The sequence below is a fragment of the Arthrobacter sp. P4_F10 genome (assembly GCF_056401435.1).
The window spans coordinates 35,752-57,463 of the sequence record NZ_JBFUJJ010000005.1 but is presented as its reverse complement, the minus strand read 5'-3'; the positions used below and the strand labels follow the sequence as shown (position 1 = coordinate 57,463).

General features: G+C 68.4%; 22 protein-coding genes. 6 read left to right on the top strand and 16 right to left on the bottom strand.

Annotation, left to right across the window (positions count from 1 at the left end; all coding sequences use genetic code 11):
• Positions 1-2: 2 nt before the first annotated feature.
• The gene (locus tag AC1DR1_RS07520; protein WP_229995629.1) at positions 3-857 is read left to right on the top strand and encodes an aminoglycoside phosphotransferase/kinase family protein; all 855 of its coding nucleotides are present in this window, start codon (positions 3-5) and stop codon (positions 855-857) included.
• A 30-nt stretch (positions 858-887) separates the two neighbouring features.
• On the opposite strand, the gene AC1DR1_RS07515 is transcribed toward AC1DR1_RS07520, so the two are convergent.
• The gene (locus AC1DR1_RS07515) at positions 888-1,631 is read right to left on the bottom strand and encodes a DUF4190 domain-containing protein (RefSeq protein WP_229995630.1); all 744 of its coding nucleotides are present in this window, start codon (positions 1,629-1,631) and stop codon (positions 888-890) included.
• Positions 1,632-1,779: 148 nt separating this feature from the next.
• Between AC1DR1_RS07515 and pgm the strand changes: the two genes are divergently transcribed.
• Complete coding sequence (gene pgm, locus AC1DR1_RS07510) at positions 1,780-3,429, top strand: phosphoglucomutase (alpha-D-glucose-1,6-bisphosphate-dependent) (RefSeq protein WP_229995631.1); 1,650 nt, start codon at positions 1,780-1,782, stop codon at positions 3,427-3,429.
• Position 3,430: 1 nt separating this feature from the next.
• Here the strand turns inward: pgm and AC1DR1_RS07505 are convergent, their stop codons facing one another.
• From AC1DR1_RS07505 to AC1DR1_RS07495, 3 genes are all read right to left on the bottom strand, one after another.
• Positions 3,431-4,579: a GGDEF domain-containing protein gene (locus AC1DR1_RS07505; RefSeq protein ID WP_476992417.1), complete on the bottom strand. Its 1,149-nt coding sequence runs from the start codon at positions 4,577-4,579 to the stop codon at positions 3,431-3,433.
• A 147-nt stretch (positions 4,580-4,726) separates the two neighbouring features.
• Positions 4,727-5,293, bottom strand: a complete 567-nt coding sequence (locus AC1DR1_RS07500) for a hypothetical protein (RefSeq protein WP_229995633.1) — start codon at positions 5,291-5,293, stop codon at positions 4,727-4,729.
• Positions 5,294-5,536: 243 nt separating this feature from the next.
• A complete protein-coding gene (locus tag AC1DR1_RS07495) occupies positions 5,537-6,142 on the bottom strand; it encodes a malonic semialdehyde reductase (protein ID WP_229995634.1) in 606 nt (201 codons plus the stop codon).
• Positions 6,143-6,435: 293 nt separating this feature from the next.
• Here AC1DR1_RS07495 and AC1DR1_RS07490 point away from each other — a divergent pair, with 293 nt between their 5' ends.
• Entirely contained in the window at positions 6,436-7,791 is a 1,356-nt protein-coding gene (locus tag AC1DR1_RS07490; protein WP_476992416.1) for a uracil-xanthine permease family protein, read from the top strand.
• Between the two features lie 415 nt (positions 7,792-8,206).
• On the opposite strand, the gene AC1DR1_RS07485 is transcribed toward AC1DR1_RS07490, so the two are convergent.
• Complete coding sequence (locus tag AC1DR1_RS07485) at positions 8,207-9,139, bottom strand: SDR family oxidoreductase (protein ID WP_476966040.1); 933 nt, start codon at positions 9,137-9,139, stop codon at positions 8,207-8,209.
• 225 nt (positions 9,140-9,364) lie between these two features.
• On the opposite strand from AC1DR1_RS07485, the gene AC1DR1_RS07480 reads away from it, so the two are divergent.
• Complete coding sequence (locus AC1DR1_RS07480) at positions 9,365-9,865, top strand: DUF6328 family protein (RefSeq protein WP_476966039.1); 501 nt, start codon at positions 9,365-9,367, stop codon at positions 9,863-9,865.
• Entirely contained in the window at positions 9,862-10,572 is a 711-nt protein-coding gene (locus AC1DR1_RS07475) for a DUF6766 family protein (RefSeq protein ID WP_476992415.1), read from the top strand. The genes AC1DR1_RS07480 and AC1DR1_RS07475 overlap by 4 nt, the downstream gene beginning before the upstream one ends.
• 40 nt (positions 10,573-10,612) lie before the next feature.
• Here the strand turns inward: AC1DR1_RS07475 and AC1DR1_RS07470 are convergent, their stop codons facing one another.
• The 10 genes from AC1DR1_RS07470 to AC1DR1_RS07425 all read right to left on the bottom strand — a co-directional run bounded on the left by AC1DR1_RS07470 (position 10,613) and on the right by AC1DR1_RS07425 (position 19,817).
• Positions 10,613-11,737 carry a glycerate kinase gene (locus tag AC1DR1_RS07470; protein WP_476992414.1) on the bottom strand — a complete coding sequence of 375 codons (1,125 nt, stop codon included), beginning with the start codon at positions 11,735-11,737 and terminating at the stop codon, positions 10,613-10,615.
• Between the two features lie 51 nt (positions 11,738-11,788).
• Positions 11,789-12,631, bottom strand: coding sequence for a glycerophosphodiester phosphodiesterase family protein (locus AC1DR1_RS07465; protein WP_476992413.1), 843 nt, complete (start codon positions 12,629-12,631; stop codon positions 11,789-11,791).
• Between the two features lie 69 nt (positions 12,632-12,700).
• Complete coding sequence (locus tag AC1DR1_RS07460; protein WP_229995641.1) at positions 12,701-12,949, bottom strand: hypothetical protein; 249 nt, start codon at positions 12,947-12,949, stop codon at positions 12,701-12,703.
• A gap of 174 nt (positions 12,950-13,123) precedes the next feature.
• Entirely contained in the window at positions 13,124-13,942 is an 819-nt protein-coding gene (locus tag AC1DR1_RS07455) for an HAD family hydrolase (RefSeq protein WP_229995642.1), read from the bottom strand.
• A gap of 139 nt (positions 13,943-14,081) precedes the next feature.
• A complete protein-coding gene (locus AC1DR1_RS07450) occupies positions 14,082-14,594 on the bottom strand; it encodes a YbhB/YbcL family Raf kinase inhibitor-like protein (RefSeq protein WP_476992412.1) in 513 nt (170 codons plus the stop codon).
• 13 nt (positions 14,595-14,607) lie between these two features.
• On the bottom strand, positions 14,608-15,561 hold the full coding sequence (locus tag AC1DR1_RS07445) for a carbohydrate kinase family protein (protein WP_364746861.1): 954 nt from the start codon (positions 15,559-15,561) through the stop codon (positions 14,608-14,610).
• Positions 15,562-15,635: 74 nt separating this feature from the next.
• On the bottom strand, positions 15,636-16,997 hold the full coding sequence (locus tag AC1DR1_RS07440) for an MBL fold metallo-hydrolase (protein ID WP_229995823.1): 1,362 nt from the start codon (positions 16,995-16,997) through the stop codon (positions 15,636-15,638).
• 30 nt (positions 16,998-17,027) lie between these two features.
• Positions 17,028-17,330, bottom strand: coding sequence for a rhodanese-like domain-containing protein (locus AC1DR1_RS07435; RefSeq protein WP_229995824.1), 303 nt, complete (start codon positions 17,328-17,330; stop codon positions 17,028-17,030).
• 159 nt (positions 17,331-17,489) lie between these two features.
• On the bottom strand, positions 17,490-18,842 hold the full coding sequence (gene nhaA / locus AC1DR1_RS07430) for a Na+/H+ antiporter NhaA (RefSeq protein ID WP_229995825.1): 1,353 nt from the start codon (positions 18,840-18,842) through the stop codon (positions 17,490-17,492).
• A gap of 177 nt (positions 18,843-19,019) precedes the next feature.
• The gene (locus tag AC1DR1_RS07425; protein ID WP_229995826.1) at positions 19,020-19,817 is read right to left on the bottom strand and encodes an alpha/beta hydrolase; all 798 of its coding nucleotides are present in this window, start codon (positions 19,815-19,817) and stop codon (positions 19,020-19,022) included.
• A gap of 247 nt (positions 19,818-20,064) precedes the next feature.
• Here AC1DR1_RS07425 and AC1DR1_RS07420 point away from each other — a divergent pair, with 247 nt between their 5' ends.
• Positions 20,065-21,171: a GTP pyrophosphokinase gene (locus AC1DR1_RS07420; protein ID WP_229995827.1), complete on the top strand. Its 1,107-nt coding sequence runs from the start codon at positions 20,065-20,067 to the stop codon at positions 21,169-21,171.
• A gap of 232 nt (positions 21,172-21,403) precedes the next feature.
• Here AC1DR1_RS07420 and AC1DR1_RS07415 read toward each other — a convergent pair whose 3' ends face one another.
• Positions 21,404-21,688: a DUF1540 domain-containing protein gene (locus AC1DR1_RS07415; protein ID WP_229995828.1), complete on the bottom strand. Its 285-nt coding sequence runs from the start codon at positions 21,686-21,688 to the stop codon at positions 21,404-21,406.
• Positions 21,689-21,712: the final 24 nt, after the last annotated feature.

The following is a 21,712-nucleotide window of genomic DNA, read 5'->3' as shown; positions in this document are numbered from 1 at the left end:
CGATGAACCCCGTGCATCGCGTCCCGGTTGCTTCGCGCGTCTACACCCCCGCCCCGGGCGAGGCGTCCGACGTCGAAAGTATGCCGGCGGGCGATGTCACCGCGGGTGTGGTGCGGGTTGGCGGAACCATCCGCCGCCCGCACCAGGAACAATCATTCGCCGTCGCCGAGTATCTCGACTGGCTCCACGACGCCGGCTTTGAGGGCTCCCCGCGCTTCCTCGGCCGCGACATAGAAGGCCGGGACGTCCTGACCTTCGTGCCGGGACAGTGCGCCGGGGCGCCGCCGGAAGCCTGGGTGCAGTCCGAGGACCTGCTGGCCTCCGTGGCCCGCCTGGTGCGGCGCCTGCACACCGCGTCAGCGGGCTTCGTGCCGCAGGTCCACGCGTTCCCGCCCCGGCCGGTCCGGCCGAACCCCTCCGATGCCGCCGGGCTCATCTGCCATCTGGACGTCACACCCCAGAACGTGGTGGTCCGGGACGGCCTGGCCGCGGGACTGGCGGATTTCGACCTCGCCGGACCCGCCACGGCACTCCACGATTCGCTCAATACCGCCATGCACTGGGTGCCGCTCCGCGACCCGTCAGACGCGTGGCCGGGCTGGGATGACCACGACCCGTTCCGCCGGCTGCGCACCTTCGCCGACGCCTACGGCTGGACCGAGGATGAACGACGCCGGGTGCCCGGCGCCGGGATCGAGGCCGCGGCGCTCAGCTTCGAACGGATGCGGCACAACGCCGCGGCCCTGGGCGGCGGCTGGGCGCGGATGTGGCAGGACGGCGTGGGCGGCCAGATCAACCGGCGGCGTGCCTGGCTTGAGGCCAATGCCGGAGCGCTCGTGGCTGCGCTGACACGCTGAGCCGACGCAGGCCCCGGCCGCAGGGCAGGCCTAGACGCCGTATCCGCTGTTGCGTGCGGTGCCGATGACCAGTCCGAAAATGACCAGCACCAGGATAGTGACGGCGATGCCGACGTATCCCATCACGAGGCCGGCGATCGCCATGCCCCTGCCGGCCGGTTCGCGCCGCAGGGCCAGGTGTCCCAGGATGACGGCGGCCAGCTGCGGGAGCAGGAAGAATCCGAATCCCACCAGCGCGGCGATGCCGCAGCACATGCTGGCGATGCTCAGGCTCTTGGGCGCCGCCGGTGCGCCGTAGTACGCGGGCTGACCGTAGGCGTTGGGACTGCCCGGCTGAGCGTACGGCGACGGTTGGCCATACGGTGGGGCCGGCTGGTTGTAGGCCGCTTGGCCGTAGCCCGGCTGGCCCGCCGCATATGGCGCCCGGTCGGACTCGCCGTAGATCGGAGGGTACGGGCTTGAGAACTGGCCATGGCCAGGTGCCGCCTGGCCGGGCTGCTGCTGGCCGGGCTGCTGCTGGCCCGCGTGGGGCTGCTGGCCGACGTGGGGCTGCTGGCCCGTGTCGGGCTGCTGCCCGGACCCCGGCTGCGCGCCCGCATAGGGCTGCTGCCCTGACCCCGGCTGCGCGAACTGCTGCGTCGCCGACTGTCCGTGGTCCTTACTGGCGGGCGGTGCCTGCTCTGGCGGAAAGTCCGGTTGGTGGTCCGGGAGCCGCAGGGTCGGCTGGTAACCCTCCGGGGTCTCGTCTTTGCCTTGTTTTGGCTGTTCAGTCATGGCATGTCCCCTCAAGAAGTCTCTGGATCCAGCGTACCGCCGCAGGGTTGGCTTGGGACCGGGCCGATCGGCGGGTTTTCTTTCGTCACAGGAACGGGTTTGACGCGAAACCGTGCTGCACCCCGCCCTCGTCTGGCATGCTGGTGCCATGGCTAGCCGCGCGGGCACTGTTGCCCAACCCCAAGACCTTGTTGACCTCACTGCGCTATTGGATGCGTACTACGACGTTTCGCCGGACCTCTCGGACCCGGGCCAGCGGGTGGCCTTCGGTACCTCCGGGCACCGGGGATCGAGCCTGAAGGCGTCCTTTAACGAACCCCACATCCTCGCCATCACGCAGGCGATCGTGGAATATCGCGCGGGCCAAGGCATCACCGGCCCCCTTTACATGGCGAAGGACACCCATGGCCTGAGCGAGCCCGCACAAAACTCCGCCCTTGAGGTGCTGGCGGCCAATGGCGTGCACGTCCTCATCGACGCGCGCCACGGCTACACCCCCACCCCTGCCCTGAGCCACGCCATCCTTACGCACAACCGGAACGCCGCTCCGGGCGCGCCGCAGGCCGACGGCATCGTGGTGACCCCGAGCCACAACCCGCCGGGAGACGGCGGATTCAAGTACAACCCCCCGCACGGCGGCCCCGCCGACACCGACGCCACCGGCTGGATCGCCAACCGCGCCAACGAGCTCCTCGAAAACGGCCTGCGCGGAGTCAAGCGGATCCCAGTGGCCGACGCCCTCGCCGCCGGGACCACCGGCAAGTTCGACTTCCTCAGCAGCTACGTCGACGACCTCCCCTCGGTGCTGGACCTGAATGCGATCCGCGAGGCTGGCGTGCGGATCGGCGCCGACCCGATGGGCGGCGCGTCGGTGGACTACTGGGGCGAGATCGGCGAGCGGCACCACCTGAACCTCACCGTGGTCAACCCCACCGTCGACCCCCAGTGGGCCTTCATGACCCTCGACTGGGACGAAAAGATCCGGATGGATTGCTCCTCGCCGTCGGCGATGGCCTCCCTGATCAACCGCATGTCCGACGGCGCCAAGTTCGACGTCGCCACCGGCAACGACGCGGACGCCGACCGCCACGGAATCGTTACGCCGGACGGCGGGCTGATGAACCCGAACCATTACCTCGCCGTCGCCATCGATTACCTGTACCGGCACCGCACCGGCTGGAACCCGCAGTCCGTGATCGGCAAAACCCTGGTCTCCTCCTCGATCATTGACCGCGTGGCTGAAAGCCTGGGCCGCAAGCTTGTCGAGGTTCCCGTGGGCTTCAAGTGGTTCGTCCCCGGGCTGCTGTCCGGAGAAGGCGCTTTCGGCGGCGAGGAATCCGCCGGTGCCTCCTTTAACAAGATGGACGGCAGCGTCTGGACCACCGACAAGGACGGCATCCTGCTGGCACTGCTGGCCTCGGAGATCACGGCGGTGACGGGCAAGTCACCGTCGCAGCTGTACAAGGGCCTCACCGACCAGTTCGGCGACCCGGTCTACGCCCGGATCGACGCGGCGGCCACCCGGGAGCAGAAGGCGGCCCTCGGCAAGCTCTCTTCGTCCGACGTCACCGCGACAGAGTTGGCCGGCGAAACGATTACGGCGAAGCTGACCGAGGCACCGGGCAACGGCGCGGCGATTGGCGGCCTCAAGGTTGTGACCGAGAACGCCTGGTTCGCGGCCCGGCCCTCCGGCACGGAGGACGTTTACAAGATCTACGCCGAGTCCTTCAAGGGTGCCGAGCACCTCAAGCAGGTCCAGGCCGAGGCGAAGGCGCTGGTGGACGGCGTTATTTCGTAGTTCAGCCGCCGGTGGCCAACTCGGCGCGGTCCCTGCCAAGCGTTTTTGCCTGGTAGAGGGCCGCGTCGGCCAGGACCACTGCAGCGTCGAGGCCGTCCGGTCCGGAGCCGGTGGACGCGATGCCGTAGCTCACGGTGGGCAGCCGGGGAACGGCTGCCGAGCCGGTTTGATGGAGCCGGACGCTGATGTCGGCCGCGATTTCCTGCGCCCGGTCCGGAGTGACGCCCGGCAGCAGGAGGATGAATTCCTCGCCGCCGTAGCGGCCCACGAGGTCGGTGGAGCGGACGCTACCGACGCAGGCCCTGGCAAACGCCTGCAGGGCGGAGTCTCCGGCTGAGTGGCCGAACTGGTCGTTGATCGTCTTGAAGTGGTCCAGGTCCGCCAGGATCAGCGACGCCGTGGTGCCGGTCCGGCGCAAGCGGCGCAGTTCGTTTTCCGCAAGATCCAGGAACGCCGAGCGGTTGAGCAGGCCCGTGAGGCCGTCCACAGTGGCGCGGGCCCGCAGATCCCGGGTCTGTTGTTCGTAGCTCAGCTCGGCCATGGTGAAGGAAGCAACCACCAGCGTCACCATCGAGAAGACCGTCATGGGGACGGATCCGAAGACTGACGTGAAAACCGCACCGTCCGGTCCCTTCGTCAGGAAGGCGAAGAGGCGGCCAAGGTAGAAGACGGCCAGGATGCCGGCGCCGACGGCGAGGGGACGGTGGACGCGCGAGTAGTCGCGCTCGAGCAGGAACAGCTCCCGGGATCCCAAGCCGATCAGCACGGCCATGAATCCCAGGTACACGGGGCCTCCGGCCCACGTGTTGGTGGCCGGGTGGTCAAGAACTGAAGCGACGGCGGTGGCAGCCGGGCCGGCCGCTAGGTGCCAGAGCCGGGGTGAGGGGGCCCTCAGCGATCGTCCGCCGGCCCAGATGCTGGCGGCACCGGCGACCAGCAGGACGTTGCCGGCAGGGTTGGCCCACCCCTGGTGCACCGTACCGTCCAGCAGGTACGCGGCGTTGCCGACCAGGAACAGCAAGAGGGCCATGCACCACCAGCCGCTGTAGGGCGACCGGGTGCGCCGGAACGTGATGAAGTAGAACAGCATGAGCAGTGTGAGGTCGACAAGCGCCAAGGCAACCCGCAGTGTCGCGGTGTCAAGCATCATTTAGTGGTCCCCCCGGTCCGCCGTGATTTGCCCGAATACGTCACTTCACCGTCGAAGTTGACCCAAGTATGGCACCCGGCCCGCAGGAATCCACCGCCGGTGTCCCGGATATGACGGGAAGGCTATCCCGTGAGACCGTTCCGGCGCTTACGCCGGGCCTTCGGTCCACAACTTCAGGATCCGGCGCGTGGCGTGCCCGCCGTCGGGCGCCATGTCCACCAGCGCTATCCGGTCAAGGGCGAAGGTGTCGCCCTGCTGGAGCCGTTTGTCGCCGTGGTGCGAGACGTGCGGCCGGTATCCTTCCAGGGTGTAGGCGGGCGTCGAGATCCTGCCGGGCAGCTGCTCCACGATCCGGACCAGCTCGTTGTGGAGGAACTGCAGCTCTTCGCTGGGCTCAATCAGGTTGACCGGGATCGACCCTGCGCGCCCGAACCCGGCTTCGCCGTCCACGCTGAGCCGGCAGCCCAGGGCAGCGGTCACCGGGTCCGCCATGAGGGTGGCGATCCGTTCGGCGAGCGGATCGACTGAGGCCGGCGCGTCAGGTTCAGGTTCGGTGCCGGCTTCCTCGCGGGGTTCGACGGCGCCGAACTTAACCACATCGAACTTAACCACGTCGAACTTAACCAGGGTGAGGTGCAGCGGCCAGTCATCACGGGGAAACTCGAGCCCCTCGGCTACCGGTTCCACGAAGGCCACCGCGATCAGGTTCCGCATGGGAAAAGTGTGCCACGTCGCGGCGTTTACGGACCGGGCGGCCGTCGCAAAACGCACAGTGCCGGCGGCGAAGGCACGGACTAAAATAGGAAGTGGCCCTGGATGTGGGCCTTGCGCTGAACCGCAGAATCGCATCCCGCGTGCCTCCGGCCTGTCCCCCATGGTGCCGGAGGCACCTCCGCGGGTGCACAGTGCCGGAGGCACCTCCGCGGGCGGACAGCGCCGGAGGGCGGCGCCGGGGCCTTAGACGGTACGGACGACGTCCTCGTAGGCGAATTTCGGCTTGGCTGCGCCCCATGCATCTTCCCCGGGCTGGCCGATGTTGACCACCAGGAAGCTCTTCTGGCTCCCGTCGGGGAAGAACGCGGCGTCGATCTTGGCGAAGTCGGCGCCGGTCATTGGACCGGCCGCGAGGCCCAGGGAGCGGACCGCGAGGATGAAGTAGCCGGCCTGCAGGTGGGCGTTGTTGTTGCCCGTGGCCGCGGCGAGGTCCGGCGCGGCGTCGTACATGGCCTTGGGGGCGTTGTAGCCGGGAAGGAACGCGTCCCACTGTTCCTGCCAGGCGGTGTCGTAGCTCAGGACCGCGACGAGCGGCGCGGAGGCCGTCTTGGCACGGTTTCCGGCGGAAAGTGCGTCCACGAGCGTGGCCCGGGCTTCGTCGGAGCGCACGTAGGTTACGCGCAGCGGCTGGGAGTTGAAGGCGGTGGGGCCGAACTTCGTCAGTTCGTAGATGGCGCGGGCCTGGTCCTCAGTAACGTCGCCGGTGAAGGCGTTCGCGGTGCGGGCCTCGGCAAAGATGGCGTCCACCGCTGCTGCGTCGATTACTGCTTCTTCATGGGCGATCGTCATTCGCGTCCCTTTCCCTGGGCTGGCGCACTCTTGGGTGACCGGCTTCTCCTGCTGTCCATAGTTGCAACTTCAACGGCCTGCGTCTGCTTCCCGCTGCGTCCTGTGACGTCGGACACCAGCCCGGCGCACCCCGCCGTCCCGATCCGCGCCGTCCCGATCCGCGCCCTCCCAACACACGCCCTCCGGAGGCAACGGACGGCCGGTAGAGGATCGGCCGGTATACCCCTGGGCGGTAAAGTTGCTCGGGCAGATTCCTTCCGCCCCCGCCCCACATTCTCTGAAAGGCTCCCGGCATGAGCATGCTCGGCACCAAATGGAAGCTCCACGGCACGGGCAAGTCCGTCCGCCCCGGTGAGGTCGTCAGGCCGGATGAGCGGCTCATATGGCCCCTGACGGTAGGGATCGGGATGCAGCACGTTGTGGCCATGTTCGGTGCCACCTTCCTGGTCCCGATCATCACGGGCATGCCGCCAGCCACCACCTTGTTCTTCTCCGGCATCGGCACCCTGCTGTTCCTGGTCATCACGCAGGGACGCGTGCCGAGCTACCTCGGTTCCAGCTTCGCGTTCATCGCACCGATCATGGCTTCCCAGCAGCAGTTCGGCATCCCCGGGGCGCTGGGCGGCGTGGTGCTGGCCGGCGCGGCCCTCGCCGTGGTTGGTGCCGTGGTGCAGAAGTTCGGCGCCGGCTGGATCAACCGGGTCATGCCGCCGATCGTGACCGGCGCGATCGTGGCCTTGATCGGGCTGAACCTGGCGCCCGCGGCGAAGAGCAGCTTCGACCAGGCCCCGGTGACAGCCTTCATCACCTTGGCCGTCATCATCGTGGTCAGCGTGCTGTTCCGCGGCATGCTGGGCCGGCTGAGCATCCTGGTGGGCGTTCTGGTGGGCTACCTTGTTGCGATGATCCGGGGCGAGGTGAACTTCTCCAAGATAGACGGCGCGGCGTGGGTCGGCCTGCCGCACTTCCAGACTCCCGAGTTCCACCTCGGCGTCGTGGGCCTCTTCGTGCCGGTGGTGCTGGTGCTGGTGGCGGAGAACATCGGCCATGTGAAGTCCGTGTCGGCCATGACAGGCCAAAACCTCGACGGCGTTTCCGGCCGGGCGCTGCTGGCAGACGGCGCCGCCACTGTACTTGCCGGTCTGGGCGGCGGGTCCGGGACCACCACGTACGCCGAGAACATCGGCGTCATGGCTGCCACCAAGGTGTATTCGACGGCAGCGTACTGGGTGGCCGGGATCTTTGCAGTGATCCTGAGCTTCTCGCCGAAGTTTGGCGAACTTATCGCCACCGTCCCCGCCGGCGTCCTGGGCGGCGCGGCCACGATGCTCTACGGCATGATCGGCGTGCTGGGTGTGAAGATCTGGGTCCAGAACAAGGTGAACTTCTCCAACTCGATCAACCTGACCACGGCCGCCGTCGCCCTCATTGTCGGGATTGCCGACTACACCTGGACCATCGGGGACCTGAAGTTCACCGGGATCGCGCTGGGCTCGGCTGCGGCGCTGGTGATCTACCACGGCATGAAGGCAATCGCGAAGGTGCGCGGCACGGTGGCAGAGCCGGAAACTGAAGATCCTTCACCGGCTGCGGCCTCGACGGCCGCGGTCAAGGCAGCCACAAAGCGCACTCCCAAGAAGCGCCGCTAAAAAACTCCGCTAAGAAGCGCCGCAGCGGAGGGGCGACGGGGGGCGACGGCGCGGGGACTAGCCGGCGTCGAAGGCGTCCTTGTCGTCGTCGCGGTCCTTCGGCGACCTGCCCTCCGGCAGGTCCGTCCCGGAGCCGTCCGGCAACCCAGCAGCATCCTGCCCGGACTCGGAGGAGAAGGACCGCCCGGGGGGCAGGCTCGTCGGTATTTGCCGGGTCCATTTCGGCCTCAGCGGACGGCACGGCAGCCCCGGACTCCGCCCGGACATGCCGGCCGGCCATTTCCTGCTCGGCGGTCGGCGCGCCGTAGCCGCCCTCTTCTTTGGCGGTCTTCGGATCCTGCTGGTTGTCAGTCATGTCATTGCTCCTGTCGTTGGAAATGGGACTAGCTGGCATTGGGACGGGTCCGGAGCGGGCTCAGAGTCCTTTGCCTCCGGTGACCGGAAGGACTGCTCCGGAAATGTAGGAACCGTGGTCCGAGGCGAGAAGCACATAGGCCGCCGCGAGCTCCGCCGGCTGCCCCGCCCGCTGCAGGGGCGTGTCCTGGCCAAAGGACGGCAACTTCTCGGGCCACTCGGTGGCCGGAATCAGCGGCGTCCAGATGGGGCCGGGGGCCACGGCGTTGACCCTGACCCCTTTTGGCCCGAGCTCCTGCGCCAGCGCCTTGGTGAACGCTACCTGCGCGGCCTTGGTCATGGCGTAGTCGATGAGTTGCGGGGACGGGTTGAAGGCCTGGATCGATGCGGTGGTGATGATGGAGGCGCCGGCTTTCAGGTGCGGGACGGCGGCGCGGGCGGTCCAGAGCAGGGAGTACAGATTGGTTTTGAAGACACGGTCGAACTCTTCGGTGGGGAGCGATTCCAGGCTGTCCCGGTTCTTCTGGTAGGCCGCATTGAGCACCAGGACATTGAGGCCCCCGAATTCGGCCAGCGTCGCCTTCACGATGTTCGCCGCGAAGTCCTCGCTGCGGCCGTCGCCAGGAAGCAGCAGGGCCTTGCGTCCGGCCTTCCGGATCCACTCGGCGGTGTCCTGCGCGTCTTCCTCTTCCTCCGGCAAGTAGGAGATGGCGACGTCGGCCCCCTCACGGGCGAAGGCGATCGCCACCGCTTTGCCGATTCCGGAGTCACCGCCCGTGATGAGGGCGGCTTTGCCGTTCAGGGCGCCGCTGCCGCGATAGCTTTCCTCGCCGTGGTCCGGTTTGGGCTCCATCGGCGAGGTGAGGCCGGGCTGTTTCTGGACCTGTTCCGGGAACGGGCCGGAATGGTAGCCGGCGCGGGGATCGCGCGGCTGGTCCTGCTGCTTGCCCTGGCCGCCCGAGCTGCTGGCTGCGGTGCTGCTTGCGTCACTCATAGTCCACCTAACCAATGTGTGTCGGTTTCCAGGAATGCGCCTCGGGCCCGTGTGACCGGGCCGTCGGAGAACATCCCAGCGAAGTAAACAGTCCTACCCTAACCGCAATATCATCAGCAAGCTTAGTACCGACTTGTTTTTGGCAACTCTCAAGCCTAGGTTGAGGGTGGACTGCACGCTGCGGCAGGTTCACGATGATTTCAGGATTGCGCGGAGGAGCACCAAATGACAGGCCCAGTGGCGCCGAAGGATGACGGCAGGGATGAATCACGCGCTGAGCGGATGGACCGCAACTGGGCCGAACTGCTGCAGGAACTGCGGGTTCTCCAGACCGGGGTCCAGCTCCTTGCCGGCTTCCTGCTGACGCTGCCGTTCCAGGCGCGCTTCGAGACGCTCGATGATTACCAGACCCGCCTGTACCTCGCCAACGTCGTCCTGGCCGCCCTCACCACGGCCACGATCCTGCTGCCTGTGAGCGTGCACCGCCGGCTGTTCCGGCAAGGCCTGAAGGCCACGCTCGTGGCCAGCGCCGACACCATCGCCAAGTTCTCACTGGCCGGCGTCGGGCTCCTGAGCGTGGGTACCACATCCCTCATTTTCGACGTCACCGTGGGCCGGACGGCGGGCCTGATAGCCGGCGCCGGCCTGCTGGCCGTACTGGTGCTGCTGTTGGTGGTCGTCCCTGCCGGCCTCCACCGCAAGGGCCGCGAGGAGGAGCCACTATGACGGACGTTTCGCAGGAGCAGCTCGGGGCAGGCACGGGAGGAACCATGGGCAGGTGGGTCAAGGAACACGGACTGCTGCTGGCCAATATCGGGCTGTTCGCCATCTTTTTCGGCGGCATGGTCCTCAGCGGAGCCAGCACCTACAGCGACGAGCAGATGGCCCACGGCGAACCGGCCGTGACCGTCCTGAGGTACCTCGGCACCGGGGCCTTCCTGGAGGCGACATTCGAGAACTGGGAGTCGGAATTCCTGCAGATGGGCATGTACGTCGTCCTGACCGTCTTCCTGTTCCAAAAGGGGTCCTCGGAGTCCAAGCCAATGGGCCGCACTGCCCCGCAGGACGAGGACCCCCGGCAGGCCAGTGTGAAGGCTTCCACCCCTTGGCCCGTACGGCGCGGCGGCTGGGTGCTCACGCTCTACGAACACTCGCTTTCGATCATGTTCCTGCTGCTGTTCCTGGCATCCTTCATCCTGCACGCTGTGGGCGGCACGGACGAGTACAACAGTGACCAGGAGGCACACGGACAGCCCACCGTGACGGTGCTGGGCTATCTGGCGACGAGCCGGTTCTGGTTCGAGTCCTTCCAGAACTGGCAAAGCGAGTTCCTCGCTGTGGCGGTCCTGGTGGGCGCCTCGGTCTACCTGCGCGAGAAGGGCTCCCCCGAGTCCAAACCCGTGGCCGAGCCGCACTACGAGACCGGCGCCTGAACCACAAGGTGGTCGGCACGGCAGCCGGCCAGCAGGTGCGCTAGGCGCCTTCGAGGACCTGGCTGGTGACCCAGGCAAGGTACTTTGCGGCGTTGGCGACGGCGTCCTCCGCGCTGCCGGCGACGTCCAGCAGTTGCGCCGCGGCGACGACTCCGTGCCGGCCGAGGTCCTCCGGGGTGACGAGGATCCGGCCGGCCACCACGATCACCGGAATGCCGAGGGCCTGGGCGGCGTCGGCGAGGGCGATCGGCGCCTTGCCCGTCAGCGATTGGCTGTCCATGGAGCCCTCCCCGGTGATGACCAAATCAGCCACGGCGAGTTTCGCGGCAAGCCCGGTGAGCCCGGCCACCAGCTCGAAGCCGCCTTCGAGGGCGGCGGTGCTGAAGGCCAGGAACGACGCCGGGAAGCCGCCGGCCGCGCCGGCGCCGGGCACATTGACGTCCCGGCCCGTCGACGCGCGCAGGACCGAGGCCCAGTTGCGCAGGCCGGCGTCGAGCAGCTCCATCGCATCGGCGTCGGCGCCTTTTTGCGGACCGAAGACGTACGCCGCCCCGTCGCTGCCGTACAGCGGGTTTTGGACGTCGACGGCGATCCTGAACTTCACTTCGGCCAGCCGCGGATCGAGGCCACTGATATCCACGGATGCGACCTCGGCGAGCGATCCGCCGCCGAGGGGCACCACGTTGCCGGCGGCGTCCAGCGGCTTGAGTCCGAGGGCCCGGAGTGCGCCGCTGCCGCCGTCGCTCATGGCTGAACCGCCTACGCCCAGCACGATTTCCGTGGCACCGGCGTCCAGCGCGGCGGCAATCAGCTGGCCGCAGCCATAACTGTGGGCGCGCAGCGAGTTCGCCGGTGTGGGCTCCATGTGCGCCAGCCCGGAGGCCTGCGCCGTTTCAATCACCGCGGTGGCCCCGCCGAAGGCGTCGGCACGGATGGCCCACGCGGCACCGATCGGGGCCAGGATGGGGCCAACGACTGCGTTGAGCCGTTCCTCGTAGCCGGCCGCGACGGCCGCCTCGAGGGTCCCTTCGCCGCCGTCGGCCACCGGAAACTGGACGGCCTCCGCGTCGGGGTAGACGCGCAGGGCGCCTTCGGCAATGGCGGCGGCGGCTTCGACGGCGGTGAGGGAGCCCTTGAACTTGTCCGGGGCGATGAGGATGCGCATGGCTCTATCCTGCCAGTCCGGCGGTCCCGGCGTGCTGAGGAGACGCGGTGTTCAGGCCCAGGTTCCGCGCTCCGTCAGGACCGCTTTGAGCAGGTCCGCTCGGTCCGTGACAATCCCGTCGACGCCGAGGTCCAGCAGCCGGTGCATTTCGGCGGGCTCATTGACTGTCCACACATGGACCTGCAGGCCGTGCCGGTGTGCCCGCCGGATGAAGCCGGGCGTCACCACAGGCACGGCGCCGTAGCGGACCGGGACCTGAAGGGCGTGGACGCCGCGCAGCGCCCGGCGCGCCACGAGGGACATCAGCCGCGTCGGCAGCACGGGCCCGAGCAGAACGAACACGGCACTGGACACGATGCCGGCCGAGCTCGCGGCAGGACGGCTCAACTGCTTCAGCACCGCGCGGCGCCGCCGGTCCGAGAAACTGGCCACCAGCACGCGGTCGTGCAGTCCGTGGCGTTCAATCGCCGAGGCCAGGGGACCGACGGAATTCCAGTCCTTGACGTCGACATTGAGCCGGACGTCCGGGAAGGCCGCGATCAGTTCCTCGAACCGCGGGATCGGTTCGGTCCCGCCGATCCTGGCCAGGTCCACGGTCGCGGCCGGAAGGTCCGCGATCCGGCCCCGGCCCTCCGTGATCCGGTCCAGGGTTTTGTCGTGGAAGAGCACCAGCACGCCGTCGGCCGTTGTGTGCACGTCCGTCTCCAGATGCCTGAACCCGAGGTCGACGGCGGCGCGGAACGCGGCCATCGAGTTCTCCAGCCCGTCCAGCGAGAAGCCCCGGTGGGCCATCGCCAGGGGCGCCCGGACGCCGCCCGGGGCCCGGGCTGCGGTGTCCTCCGGACCGCCGTCGCGATTGCCGCGAGGGGCAAAGTAGGGGTGCTGGTCAGTCACTCCTGAAGCGTACCCGAGCCCTTGATCTGCCGGCCGCCGGGCCTCAGCTGCCCTTGGCGGGACGAGGTGTCAGGACTCGTGTTGGCGGATTTCGACGTCGTCGCTGCAGTGCAGCAGCGTGCGGCCGCGGCCGCCGTCGAGATCCACCCAGACCACGCTGTGGTCCGCCGTCACGGCGTCCACGAGCCCGCCCGTCTCGAAGCCCGGACCCAGCCGGACGCTGACGCGGTCGCCTTGGCGCAGCTGCCGCCAGTGCCGGTCCGGCTCCACCGGGTGCAGGGGTTGTTCGTCCGTGTTGTTGATGCGATGCCTGGCCATGATGTCCCCACTATCAGTCAAACGATCTGTCGCGAGCTTCCAGCCTAGGACGCCAAGGTGAACGCAAGTTGACTGTCCGCTGGGAATCCGGTGTCCACGGGGAACTGGACCGGTGTGCGGCGCAGTGCCGGCCGTGCCGGGCGCCTGTTCGGACAGCCGGGCGCCGGGTGGCTTTTAGCGGAGCCGGACGCCGAGTTCGGCGAGCTTGGCCTCGAGGATCTGGGCGACGCCGTCGTCGTCGAAATGCGGGGCCTGCTGGCCGGCGGCCCGGATCGCTTCCGGGTGGCCGCTGGCCATCGCGTAGCCGTGCCCGGCCCAGCGCAGCATCTCGATGTCGTTGGGCATGTCCCCGAATGCCACCACGTCCGCGGCGCCGATGCCGAGGGACGACGCATATTCAGCCAGGGTCACGGCCTTGTTCACGCCGGGCAGGGACAGCTCCAGCAGGGCCATATTCGGCGCCGAGTGCGTGGCGGCGGCCAGATGGGCGACGGCGGGCGTCACCTCGGCCAGGAAATCGTCGGCGGTGCCTTCCCGGACTATGGCCAGGAACTTCGCAATGGAGTCCCCCTCGGTGAGGGTGGTGTGCAGCGGGGCCGGAGTGAATTCCGCGAGCAGTCCGCTCGAGCCGTTTTCGATAAACCCCGGCTCCAGGTGGAAGCCGGTCAGGGTTTCGGCGGCAAAGAGTGCGGACGGACGCAACCGCTTGATGATGCGGCGGACTTCGAACATAGCGTCAAGGTCCAGTGTCCGGGCCGAGAGCATGCGGTCCGCCTCGAGGTCCCACACCACGGCCCCGTTGGAGCAGATGACCGTTCCGGTGTGCCCCAGCTGGTCCTGCAGGGGGTGGAGCCAGCGCGGCGGCCGTCCCGTGACGAACACCAGTTCCAGCCCGGCGTCGCGGCAGGCGTGGAACGCGCGGACAGTCCGGCCGCTGATTTTGCCGTCATGGCCGAGGATCGTTCCGTCGATGTCACTTGCTACCAGCCGCATAATGCCAGTCTACGTGCGCCGGGACGGTCGGCCCTCGCGGCCGTATGCGCCGAGATCGCCGGACCGCGCCGGGTTCGCCGGACAATTCCGGCGATCTGGAGAGTTTCCGGCGAACTCGGCGACGGCGACGGCGGCCGGCTCAGTGGCGTTCGAGGATGCCGGTGAGTGTGCCCCGGCCCAGGGTGTGCCGCGACAGCTTCGCTTCCAGGCTGCCCGGAGCGGTGTGCTCGTTCAGCCCGCACGGTGCAATGTCGAGCGCGTGGACGGTGATGACGTAGCGGTGCGGCCCGTGCCCGGGAGGCGGCGCGGCGCCCAGATAGCCGTGGAATCCGCCGTCGTTCCTTAACTGGATGGCGCCCGCGGGAAGGAGCTTGCCGCCCTCGGCGCCCGCCCCTGCCGGCAGCGACGTGACGCTGGCGGGGACGTCCAGCACCGCCCAGTGCCAGAAGCCGCCGCGGCCTGGGGCGTCGGGGTCGAACATCGTGACTGCATAGCCTTTGGTGCCGGCCGGGGCGCCGCTCCAGCTCAGCTGCGGGGATTCGTCCTGGCCGCCGGCGCGCATCTTCCCGCTGCGCTGGGCAGGCGGGAGCGTCTGGCCCTCCGTGAAGGATTCACTACGGACAGGGAACACCGGAAAATCGTGGCGTGTCATGGCTGCCTTTCACTCACTGCAGGGGCGGGGCCCCCATTTCCATCCGTGCCATCTCCGCGCGGGTGGGCGGGTTGGCGCCGGCGCGGGACACGGTGACCGCCGCTGCCCGGGAGGCATGGGCGAGAAGGTCGCGGAGACTTTCGGGGGAGAGTTCGCGCAGGGCCTCGCGGTTTTGTGCCCCGTCCAGGCCCAGGTCCACCACGCCGGACAGCAGCGCGGCCATGAACGAATCCCCTGCCCCGACTGTGTCCGCGACGCTGATCTCGGGGGCGGGGAACTGCGCCGCACCTGCAGCGTTGATGCCCCAGGGGCCCTTGCCGCCGCGGGTCACCACCACCATTGCGGGACCTTCGGAGCCGCCCAGCGCCAGCCAGCGGCGGGCCGAGTCCAGCGGGTCAACACCGGGGTAGAGCCATTCGAGGTCCTCGTCGGAGGCTTTCACAACGTCAGAGAGGGTCACGAACTTTTCGGCCTGCCCGCGGGCATAGTCCACGTCCGGGATGATGCTGGGGCGGCAATTGGGGTCAAAGCTGATAGTGGCGGACGGGTGGGCGCGTTCGACGGCGGCAAGCACGTCAGCGGCGCCGGGCGCCAGCATGGTGGCGATGGATCCGGTGTGCAGCAGCGTGGTTCCCTGGAGCAGGAACGGCAAGCGCGCCGCGACGCCGGGAAGCTCCCAGGCGAGGTCGAAGGTGTAGGTGGCGGCGCCGGCGTCGTCGATCAGTGCGGCGGCCACGCTGGTGGGCAGCTCGTCGGGTCCTAGCGGGAGCAGCACGGAGCTCGACTTCAGGTGCGCGGCCAGGGCCTCGCCATAGGCATCGCGGCCGTAGCGGCCAATGAACTGGACGGGATGGTCCAGCCGCGCCAGCCCTACCGCCACGTTGAGGGGGCTGCCGCCGACATGGGCCTGGACGCCGGAGGACCGCTGGACTACATCAACCAGCCCCTCGCCAATAACTGTGAGCATGACCATACTCTGCCAGAGAATCCGCTCCGGCGCCGTGTGTTGCGCGCACGGCCCGCAACCGCCTCGCTGCCCGCTCAGGCCGCTGTGGTGTCCAGGGCGATCCCGGCGGACGCGGCGTGGGCGAACCTGGCGTCGATGTGGACCACATCCCGGCCTGCCCGCGCCAGGAGGCTGGCGGCGATCCCGGCACGGTACCCGGAGCCGCAGTGCACCCAGAGTTTCCCGGCAGGGACGTCCCCGAGGCGCAGCAACAGCTCGTGCAGCGGCACGTTGACCGCGCCCACAACGCGGGCGGCGGCGAATTCGTCAGCCCGGCGCACGTCCAGGACGGTGTCCCCAGGCGCCCGGTGCGCGAGCACGCCGTCCCAGCCCACGCGCGGGTAGGAGGCAAGGCCGGCCTGCGGCGCCAGGACCTCCGGCTCGGTTCCGACGGCGGCGTCCGGGGATTCGATGCCGATCCGGGAGAGGTCGCGGATGGCGCTCTCTATGTCTTCCCGCGAGCCCACCAGGGTCACCGGTTCRCCCCACGGCAGCACCCAGCCGAGATAGGTGGTGAAACTGGAGCCGGAGCCATACTCAAAACTGACGCTGCCTTTGAGGTGGCTGCTGGCGAACGCCACCCGCCGCCGCACGTCCACCACCCACTCGCCGTCGTCCAACCGCCGGGTGAGCTCGGCGGCATCGAGCGATTCGGGAACGGCCAGCTCCGCAGGCCCCGGGCCCCGAAGGTTGGCCGGACTCATGTGGGCGTAGTACGACGGGTGGTCCGTGAGGTTGGCGATGAGCTGGCTGACGAAGTGGTCCTCGTCAGGGTCCGTCAGGGCATGGTTGGCGGCGAGCTGTTCGCCGATGGTCGAGGACCGGGCGCCCGTGGCGGGTCCCGAGGAGCAGAACGAGCCGAATCCGTGGGTCGGGAACAGCGCGGCACCACGGCCGGCCTCGGCGGCGAGGCGCCGGACCGAGGCGTACTGGTCATGGGTCAAGCCGACCGTGTCCGCCTCGGCTACGAGGTCGGTGCGGCCCACGGAACCGTACAGCAGGCTGCCGCCGGAGAAGACGGCCCGCTTCCCGCCGTCGTCCACGATGAACGACATGTGGGTGTGCGTATGGCCCGGCGTGGCCACCGCCTTGACCGAGAGCGAGCCCACCCGGATCGTTTCGCCGTCGGAGATTGGCGTGCGCTCGAATGCCACGGGATCGGCGGCGTTCACGAGGTAGCTGGCGCCGTGGGCGCGGGCCAGGATCAGGCCGCCGGTGATGTAGTCATTGTGCAGGTGGGTCTCGGCCACGTGCGTGATGGAAACGCCGGCGTCGCGGGCGGCCGCCTCGATGCGGTCGGTGTCACGCTGCGGGTCGATCGCCAGCGCCACAGAGCCGTCGTGGACCAGGTAGCTGCGGTCCCCGAGTTGCGGGGTCTCGATAACGATGACTTCCATGGTCCCTCCGCTGAGGTCAGCCCTGTCAGGTCAGCCCCGGTTGACGGGGTGCCCCTCGTCCTGCCACTGCATGATCCCGCCGGTGACGTTGACGGCGTCGTACCCCTGGTCCTCCAGGTAGGTGGTGGCCTGGGCGCTGCGGCCCCCGGCGGCGCACATGACGTAGACGGTTCCGCTGGCCGGAACCTCGTCGAGGGACTGGACAAACCGTGAAAGCGGGATGCTCCTGGCGCCAGGAACGCGGACAGCGGCGTATTCGTCTTCCTCGCGGACGTCGACGATTTCGGTGGCGTCGCCCAGGGCGGCCAGGTCCTTGACGGAAATGCTCTTCATGCCTGTTCCTTTCGCGGGCGCCGGACGGCCCGGCGCGCGTATTCCAGCGAGACAATGATACCCCTTGGGGTATCATGCATGCTCTGGACGGCACGTCCTTGCCGCACCCTCAAATCTAGTCCGTCGGCCTGTCCTGTCCATCTGGCCCGCGGACTCCACTTAGTCTGCGGGACGGTCTTGCTGGTAGACGTCCGGGATGCCGTCGTGGTCCGAGTCGATCTTTTCTTCCTCCTCGGCCCGGCGGTACTGCTGGTTGCGGGCCCGGAGCACGCCGGTGGCGAGGAGCGCCGCGAGCACAGAGGCCGCGAGAATCCCCACCTTCGCGTGGTCTTCGTGGGCAGTACCTTGACCAAAGCTCAACTCAGCCAACAGCAGCGACACCGTGAAACCAATGCCGGCCAGGATCGAGAGGCCGAAGACGTCGATCCACTTGAAGGAGCCGTCCAGCCGGGCCCGCGTGACTTTGGTGATGAGCCATGTGGTGCCGAGGATCCCGGCCGGCTTTCCGGCCACGAGCGCCAGGATGATGCCCACCGCCACGGGATCCGTAAGGGCGGCACCGAGGCCCTGCCAGCCACCAATGACCACCCCGGCGGAAAAGAACGCGAAAACCGGGACGGCGATCCCGGCCGAAATCGGGCGGAACCGGTGTTCGAAGAGCTCCGCGAGCCCCGGGCCGGCTTCAGGGCCGCCGCTGGCCCGGGAGCGCTTGACGGGAATTGCAAACCCGAGCAGGACCCCGGCCACGGTTGCGTGGATGCCTGACGCGTGCACGAGCGCCCACGTCGCCGCGCCGAGCGGCAGCAGGATCACCCAGGCCGCCCATGCGTGCATGCCGAAGAACCGGCGGCATTTGTGCGCCAGGATTGTGTAGAGGCCCAGCGGGAGCAGGGCCAGCAGGAGCGGCTCGGGGTGGAGGTCGCTCGTGTAGAAGATCGCGATGATGGCGATGGCCAAGAGGTCGTCCACGACCGCGAGGGTCAGCAGGAAGATGCGCAGCGCACTGGGAAGGTGGGAACCGATGAGCGCCAACACCGCGACGGCGAAGGCGATGTCTGTGGCGGTGGGAATCGCCCAGCCGTGCAGGGTCTCGGGGCCTGAAAGGTTGACGACCGCGTAAATGAGCGCCGGAACGGCCACACCGCCCACGGCGGCGGCCACCGGAACCACGGATTTGCTCGGCTGGCGCAGATCGCCGGCGACAAATTCGCGCTTGAGTTCGAGCCCGACCAGGAAGAAGAAGATGGCCAGCAGGCCGTCGGCGGCCCAGGCGCCCAGGGTCAGGTCCAGATGCCAGGGCGCGTAGCCGACTTTCAAGTCGCGCAGCGCGAAGTAACTCTCCGAGGCCGGGGAGTTGGCCCAGACAAGGGCCACCGCCGCCGCGGCGACCAGCAGCGCGCCGCCCACGGTTTCCTTGCGGAGGATTTCGCCGATCCGCAGGGCCTCGGAGTAGCTGCCCCGGCCGATAACGGTGAGTCGAGGGGGTGTGGGAGTGGGTGGCAGGGCGCTCATGGAGTCCTCAAAGTGGGGTCGACGGAACTATGCCGACCAGACTTCCCGGCGCACCTGCGGTCCAGTGTATTCGCTTTCGCCGCCGTGGGACGCCGGGTGGACGCCGGACGAGTGCTTGGCTGGCGGCAGGGCGGGCGTCTGGCCGACAGCTTCACCGGCAGCCGGGCCGGCCGGATTTCAGGCCAACAGCTGCTGCACGAGTTCACGGCATTTCCGGTAGGCGGGTGCTTTCGGATCAATCAGCGCAAAGTGGTCGCCCGGGACCTTCAGCAACTGAACCGGCGCGCCGGCCGCCTTGGCTGCTCCGGCGTAGGTCTCGGACTGGCTCACCGGCACGGTGTCGTCTTCCGTACCGTGAACGGCATATACGGGCACGCCCAGCGGCACCGCGCTCATGGGGTCCGCATATCTATGACGCTTGGGATATTTCTCGGACGAGCCGCCCAGGAAGTTGCTGACGGCGCCGTTGCTGAGATTGAGCCGCTCGGCGGCCGCGAGGTTGAGCACCCCCGACTGACTGACGACGCCGGTAAGCTGCACCGCGCCGTCGTCGTCGCCTCGGCGCGTGAGCTGGCGGTCCGCATCCGGGGCGCCGAGCCCGGCGAGGCGGCTGCGTCCCGCCGCCCAGACCGCGAGGTGACCGCCGGCAGAGTGGCCCAGGGCCACCACCCGGTCCAGCCCGAGCCCGTGCTCGTCGGCGAGTTCACCGAGCTTGTCGATTCCGGCCAGGACGTCGGCAAAGGTGTTGGGCCAGCCTCCGCCGTTGCCGGCGCGCCGGTACTCCAGGTTCCAGGCTGCCATGCCGTGCGCGGCGAGGTCCTTGGCAAGGGGCTCCCCAAGTTCTGCGCCGTACTGCGAACGCCAGTACCCGCCATGGATCACCACCACCACACCCTTGGGCGCGGCCACTTCCGGGAGGAAGAGCTCACCCCACTGGCTGGGGTCCTCGCCATATTGGTACTTCTGCCTCTTCACAGCGTCCTCCTTGGGGCCCGGTGAACAGGCGGCGGAGATTGCCCCCAAAGTCACCGCCGCTGCGCCAGCGATCATAGTCCGCCGCCGCATTTCAGCCATGTGCTGAGCCTACCTTGGGCGCCAAGCGGCCCCGCGCAGGCCGGCCCCCTGCACGCCGCCCTTGCCCACCGCCCTTTGGCGGCGGCTGCGAAAGTGCCTGCGGGAGAGCCTGCGGCCCGGTGTCGGTGGTGCGCCGTAAGCTGGATCCATGGCGAGCAACTGGGACCGTTTGGACTTGAGCCTGCGCGATTCCGTGCAGGAAAACGTGGAACTCTACGAGCGGGTCCGGCCTGCCCTGAAGCTGGTCACCCGGGAGGTCCTGCTCACGCTGCGGACCATGCTCAAGGACACCGAGGTCACGCCGTTGTTCGTCACCGGCCGCACCAAGACGGTTGAATCCTTCCGCGAGAAAATTTCCCGCACGGAAGAACCGCTGGAGCCGGGCGGACCACCGGTGCTGAAGTTCCCGGACCCGTTCCGGACCCTGAACGACATGGTGGGCATCCGCGTGATCACCAAGCTTCCGGCGGAAAACGCGGTGGTGGCCAATCTGATCAAGCGCCAGCGCCAGCTCTTTGACTGCCGCGGGGACCGTGAAAAGGACATCGGCTCGATCGAGTCCGGCACCTACGGCTACTCCAGCCGGCACCTGATCCTGCGGACCATACAGAACGAGGCCGTCAAGGACTACCAGCTGGCCTTCAACCCCGACATCCCGCCGAACGGCAGCTACTTCTTCGAGTGCCAGATCCGCACAGTGTTCGCCCACGCGTGGAGCGAAATCGAGCACGACATCCGCTTCAAGGCCGAGGACCCGAGGGCCTGGACCCCGCACTTCGACCGCCAGTTCACCGCCACGGCCGCCATGCTGGAGACCGTGGAGAGCGCCTTCTCGGACCTGCATGAGCGCTACGAGGAGGTCCGCGGTTACTGGGATGTGGACGGCGAGGGTGCCGCACCGCTGACGCCCAACCGGATCCGCGACGTCTGGCGGACCCTGCTGCCGCACGTGGACCGCAAGGTCGACGACGACTGGGGCTGGGCCGCGGAGCTCATGGCCGCCCACGGCCTCAACCAGACCATGCAGCTCGCCGGGCTGCTCAGCGCCAACCGGATCACCGAGGTCCGCAAGGCCCTGGACCACCGCTACTCGCCCGGCCCGGACCGGCTCCTCGATGACCTGCTGCTGTGGCAGTACGGCACTGAACACATCGAGCTCACCGCCGAGCCGGCCGACGCCGTCCCGCACCCCCGGCGCGACAGCCTCCTGCGGCGGCTCAAGCAGATCGAACGGTACCGGCTCACCCAGGGCTAGCGCGGGCGGGCCTGCGGACGCCTATGGCGCGCTCTGCTGCGCTCTGCCGCGCTCTGTTGCGCCCTGCCTGCCTGCCGAGTCTCCCCACCTTTGACACAGCTACGCCGGGACTCGCCGGCGATTCGGCGGGGCACGCCGGGCGCCGACTTCAAAGGTGGGGAAAGTCCGGCGTCGATTCCGGTGGAGACGGCTGGTATTCCTTGGTTCGATGGGCGCGGACGCCGCGTGCGGCTTATTTGTGGGCGTAGGTGAGGCAATCGGCGTTGTCGACCCCCGGGCCCACGTGAACTTCGGAGGCCTTGCACATCAGATGGTCGTTGTGGGTGCATTCAGTTCGCTGGCAGGCGCCGACGTCGGCCAGCACCTTGGGGAGCCCGCCGTGCACACCGATGTCGATGAAGGTCGCGCACGAGGCATGATCTTCAGCGCCGCCGACGGTAATGGCGGCTGCGTTGCAATGGGAGTGGTCGTTGAAGGAGCAATTGTTCACGCTGCAGTCGGCTACGTGCGTCGTCATTGGGTCTTCCTCCATGCTCCGGCC

Bases quoted from the DNA above. Each gene is read 5' to 3' on its own strand.
- AC1DR1_RS07435 (WP_229995824.1), bottom strand. From the start codon at position 17,330: ATGAAGAGCATTTCCGTCAAGGACCTGGCCGCCCTGGGCGACGCCACC.
- AC1DR1_RS07455 (WP_229995642.1), bottom strand. From the start codon at position 13,942: ATGCGGCTGGTAGCAAGTGACATCGACGGAACGATCCTCGGCCATGAC.
- AC1DR1_RS07500 (WP_229995633.1), bottom strand. From the start codon at position 5,293: ATGCGGAACCTGATCGCGGTGGCCTTCGTGGAACCGGTAGCCGAGGGG.
- AC1DR1_RS07475 (WP_476992415.1), top strand. From the start codon at position 9,862: ATGACGGACGTTTCGCAGGAGCAGCTCGGGGCAGGCACGGGAGGAACC.
- AC1DR1_RS07495 (WP_229995634.1), bottom strand. From the start codon at position 6,142: ATGACGATCGCCCATGAAGAAGCAGTAATCGACGCAGCAGCGGTGGAC.
- AC1DR1_RS07470 (WP_476992414.1), bottom strand. From the start codon at position 11,737: ATGCGCATCCTCATCGCCCCGGACAAGTTCAAGGGCTCCCTCACCGCC.
- AC1DR1_RS07515 (WP_229995630.1), bottom strand. From the start codon at position 1,631: ATGACTGAACAGCCAAAACAAGGCAAAGACGAGACCCCGGAGGGTTAC.
- AC1DR1_RS07505 (WP_476992417.1), bottom strand. From the start codon at position 4,579: ATGATGCTTGACACCGCGACACTGCGGGTTGCCTTGGCGCTTGTCGAC.
- AC1DR1_RS07415 (WP_229995828.1), bottom strand. From the start codon at position 21,688: ATGACGACGCACGTAGCCGACTGCAGCGTGAACAATTGCTCCTTCAAC.
- AC1DR1_RS07420 (WP_229995827.1), top strand. From the start codon at position 20,065: ATGGCGAGCAACTGGGACCGTTTGGACTTGAGCCTGCGCGATTCCGTG.
- AC1DR1_RS07480 (WP_476966039.1), top strand. From the start codon at position 9,365: ATGACAGGCCCAGTGGCGCCGAAGGATGACGGCAGGGATGAATCACGC.
- AC1DR1_RS07445 (WP_364746861.1), bottom strand. From the start codon at position 15,561: ATGCTCACAGTTATTGGCGAGGGGCTGGTTGATGTAGTCCAGCGGTCC.
- AC1DR1_RS07485 (WP_476966040.1), bottom strand. From the start codon at position 9,139: ATGAGTGACGCAAGCAGCACCGCAGCCAGCAGCTCGGGCGGCCAGGGC.
- AC1DR1_RS07460 (WP_229995641.1), bottom strand. From the start codon at position 12,949: ATGGCCAGGCATCGCATCAACAACACGGACGAACAACCCCTGCACCCG.
- AC1DR1_RS07490 (WP_476992416.1), top strand. From the start codon at position 6,436: ATGAGCATGCTCGGCACCAAATGGAAGCTCCACGGCACGGGCAAGTCC.
- AC1DR1_RS07450 (WP_476992412.1), bottom strand. From the start codon at position 14,594: ATGACACGCCACGATTTTCCGGTGTTCCCTGTCCGTAGTGAATCCTTC.
- nhaA (WP_229995825.1), bottom strand. From the start codon at position 18,842: ATGAGCGCCCTGCCACCCACTCCCACACCCCCTCGACTCACCGTTATC.
- pgm (WP_229995631.1), top strand. From the start codon at position 1,780: ATGGCTAGCCGCGCGGGCACTGTTGCCCAACCCCAAGACCTTGTTGAC.
- AC1DR1_RS07520 (WP_229995629.1), top strand. From the start codon at position 3: ATGAACCCCGTGCATCGCGTCCCGGTTGCTTCGCGCGTCTACACCCCC.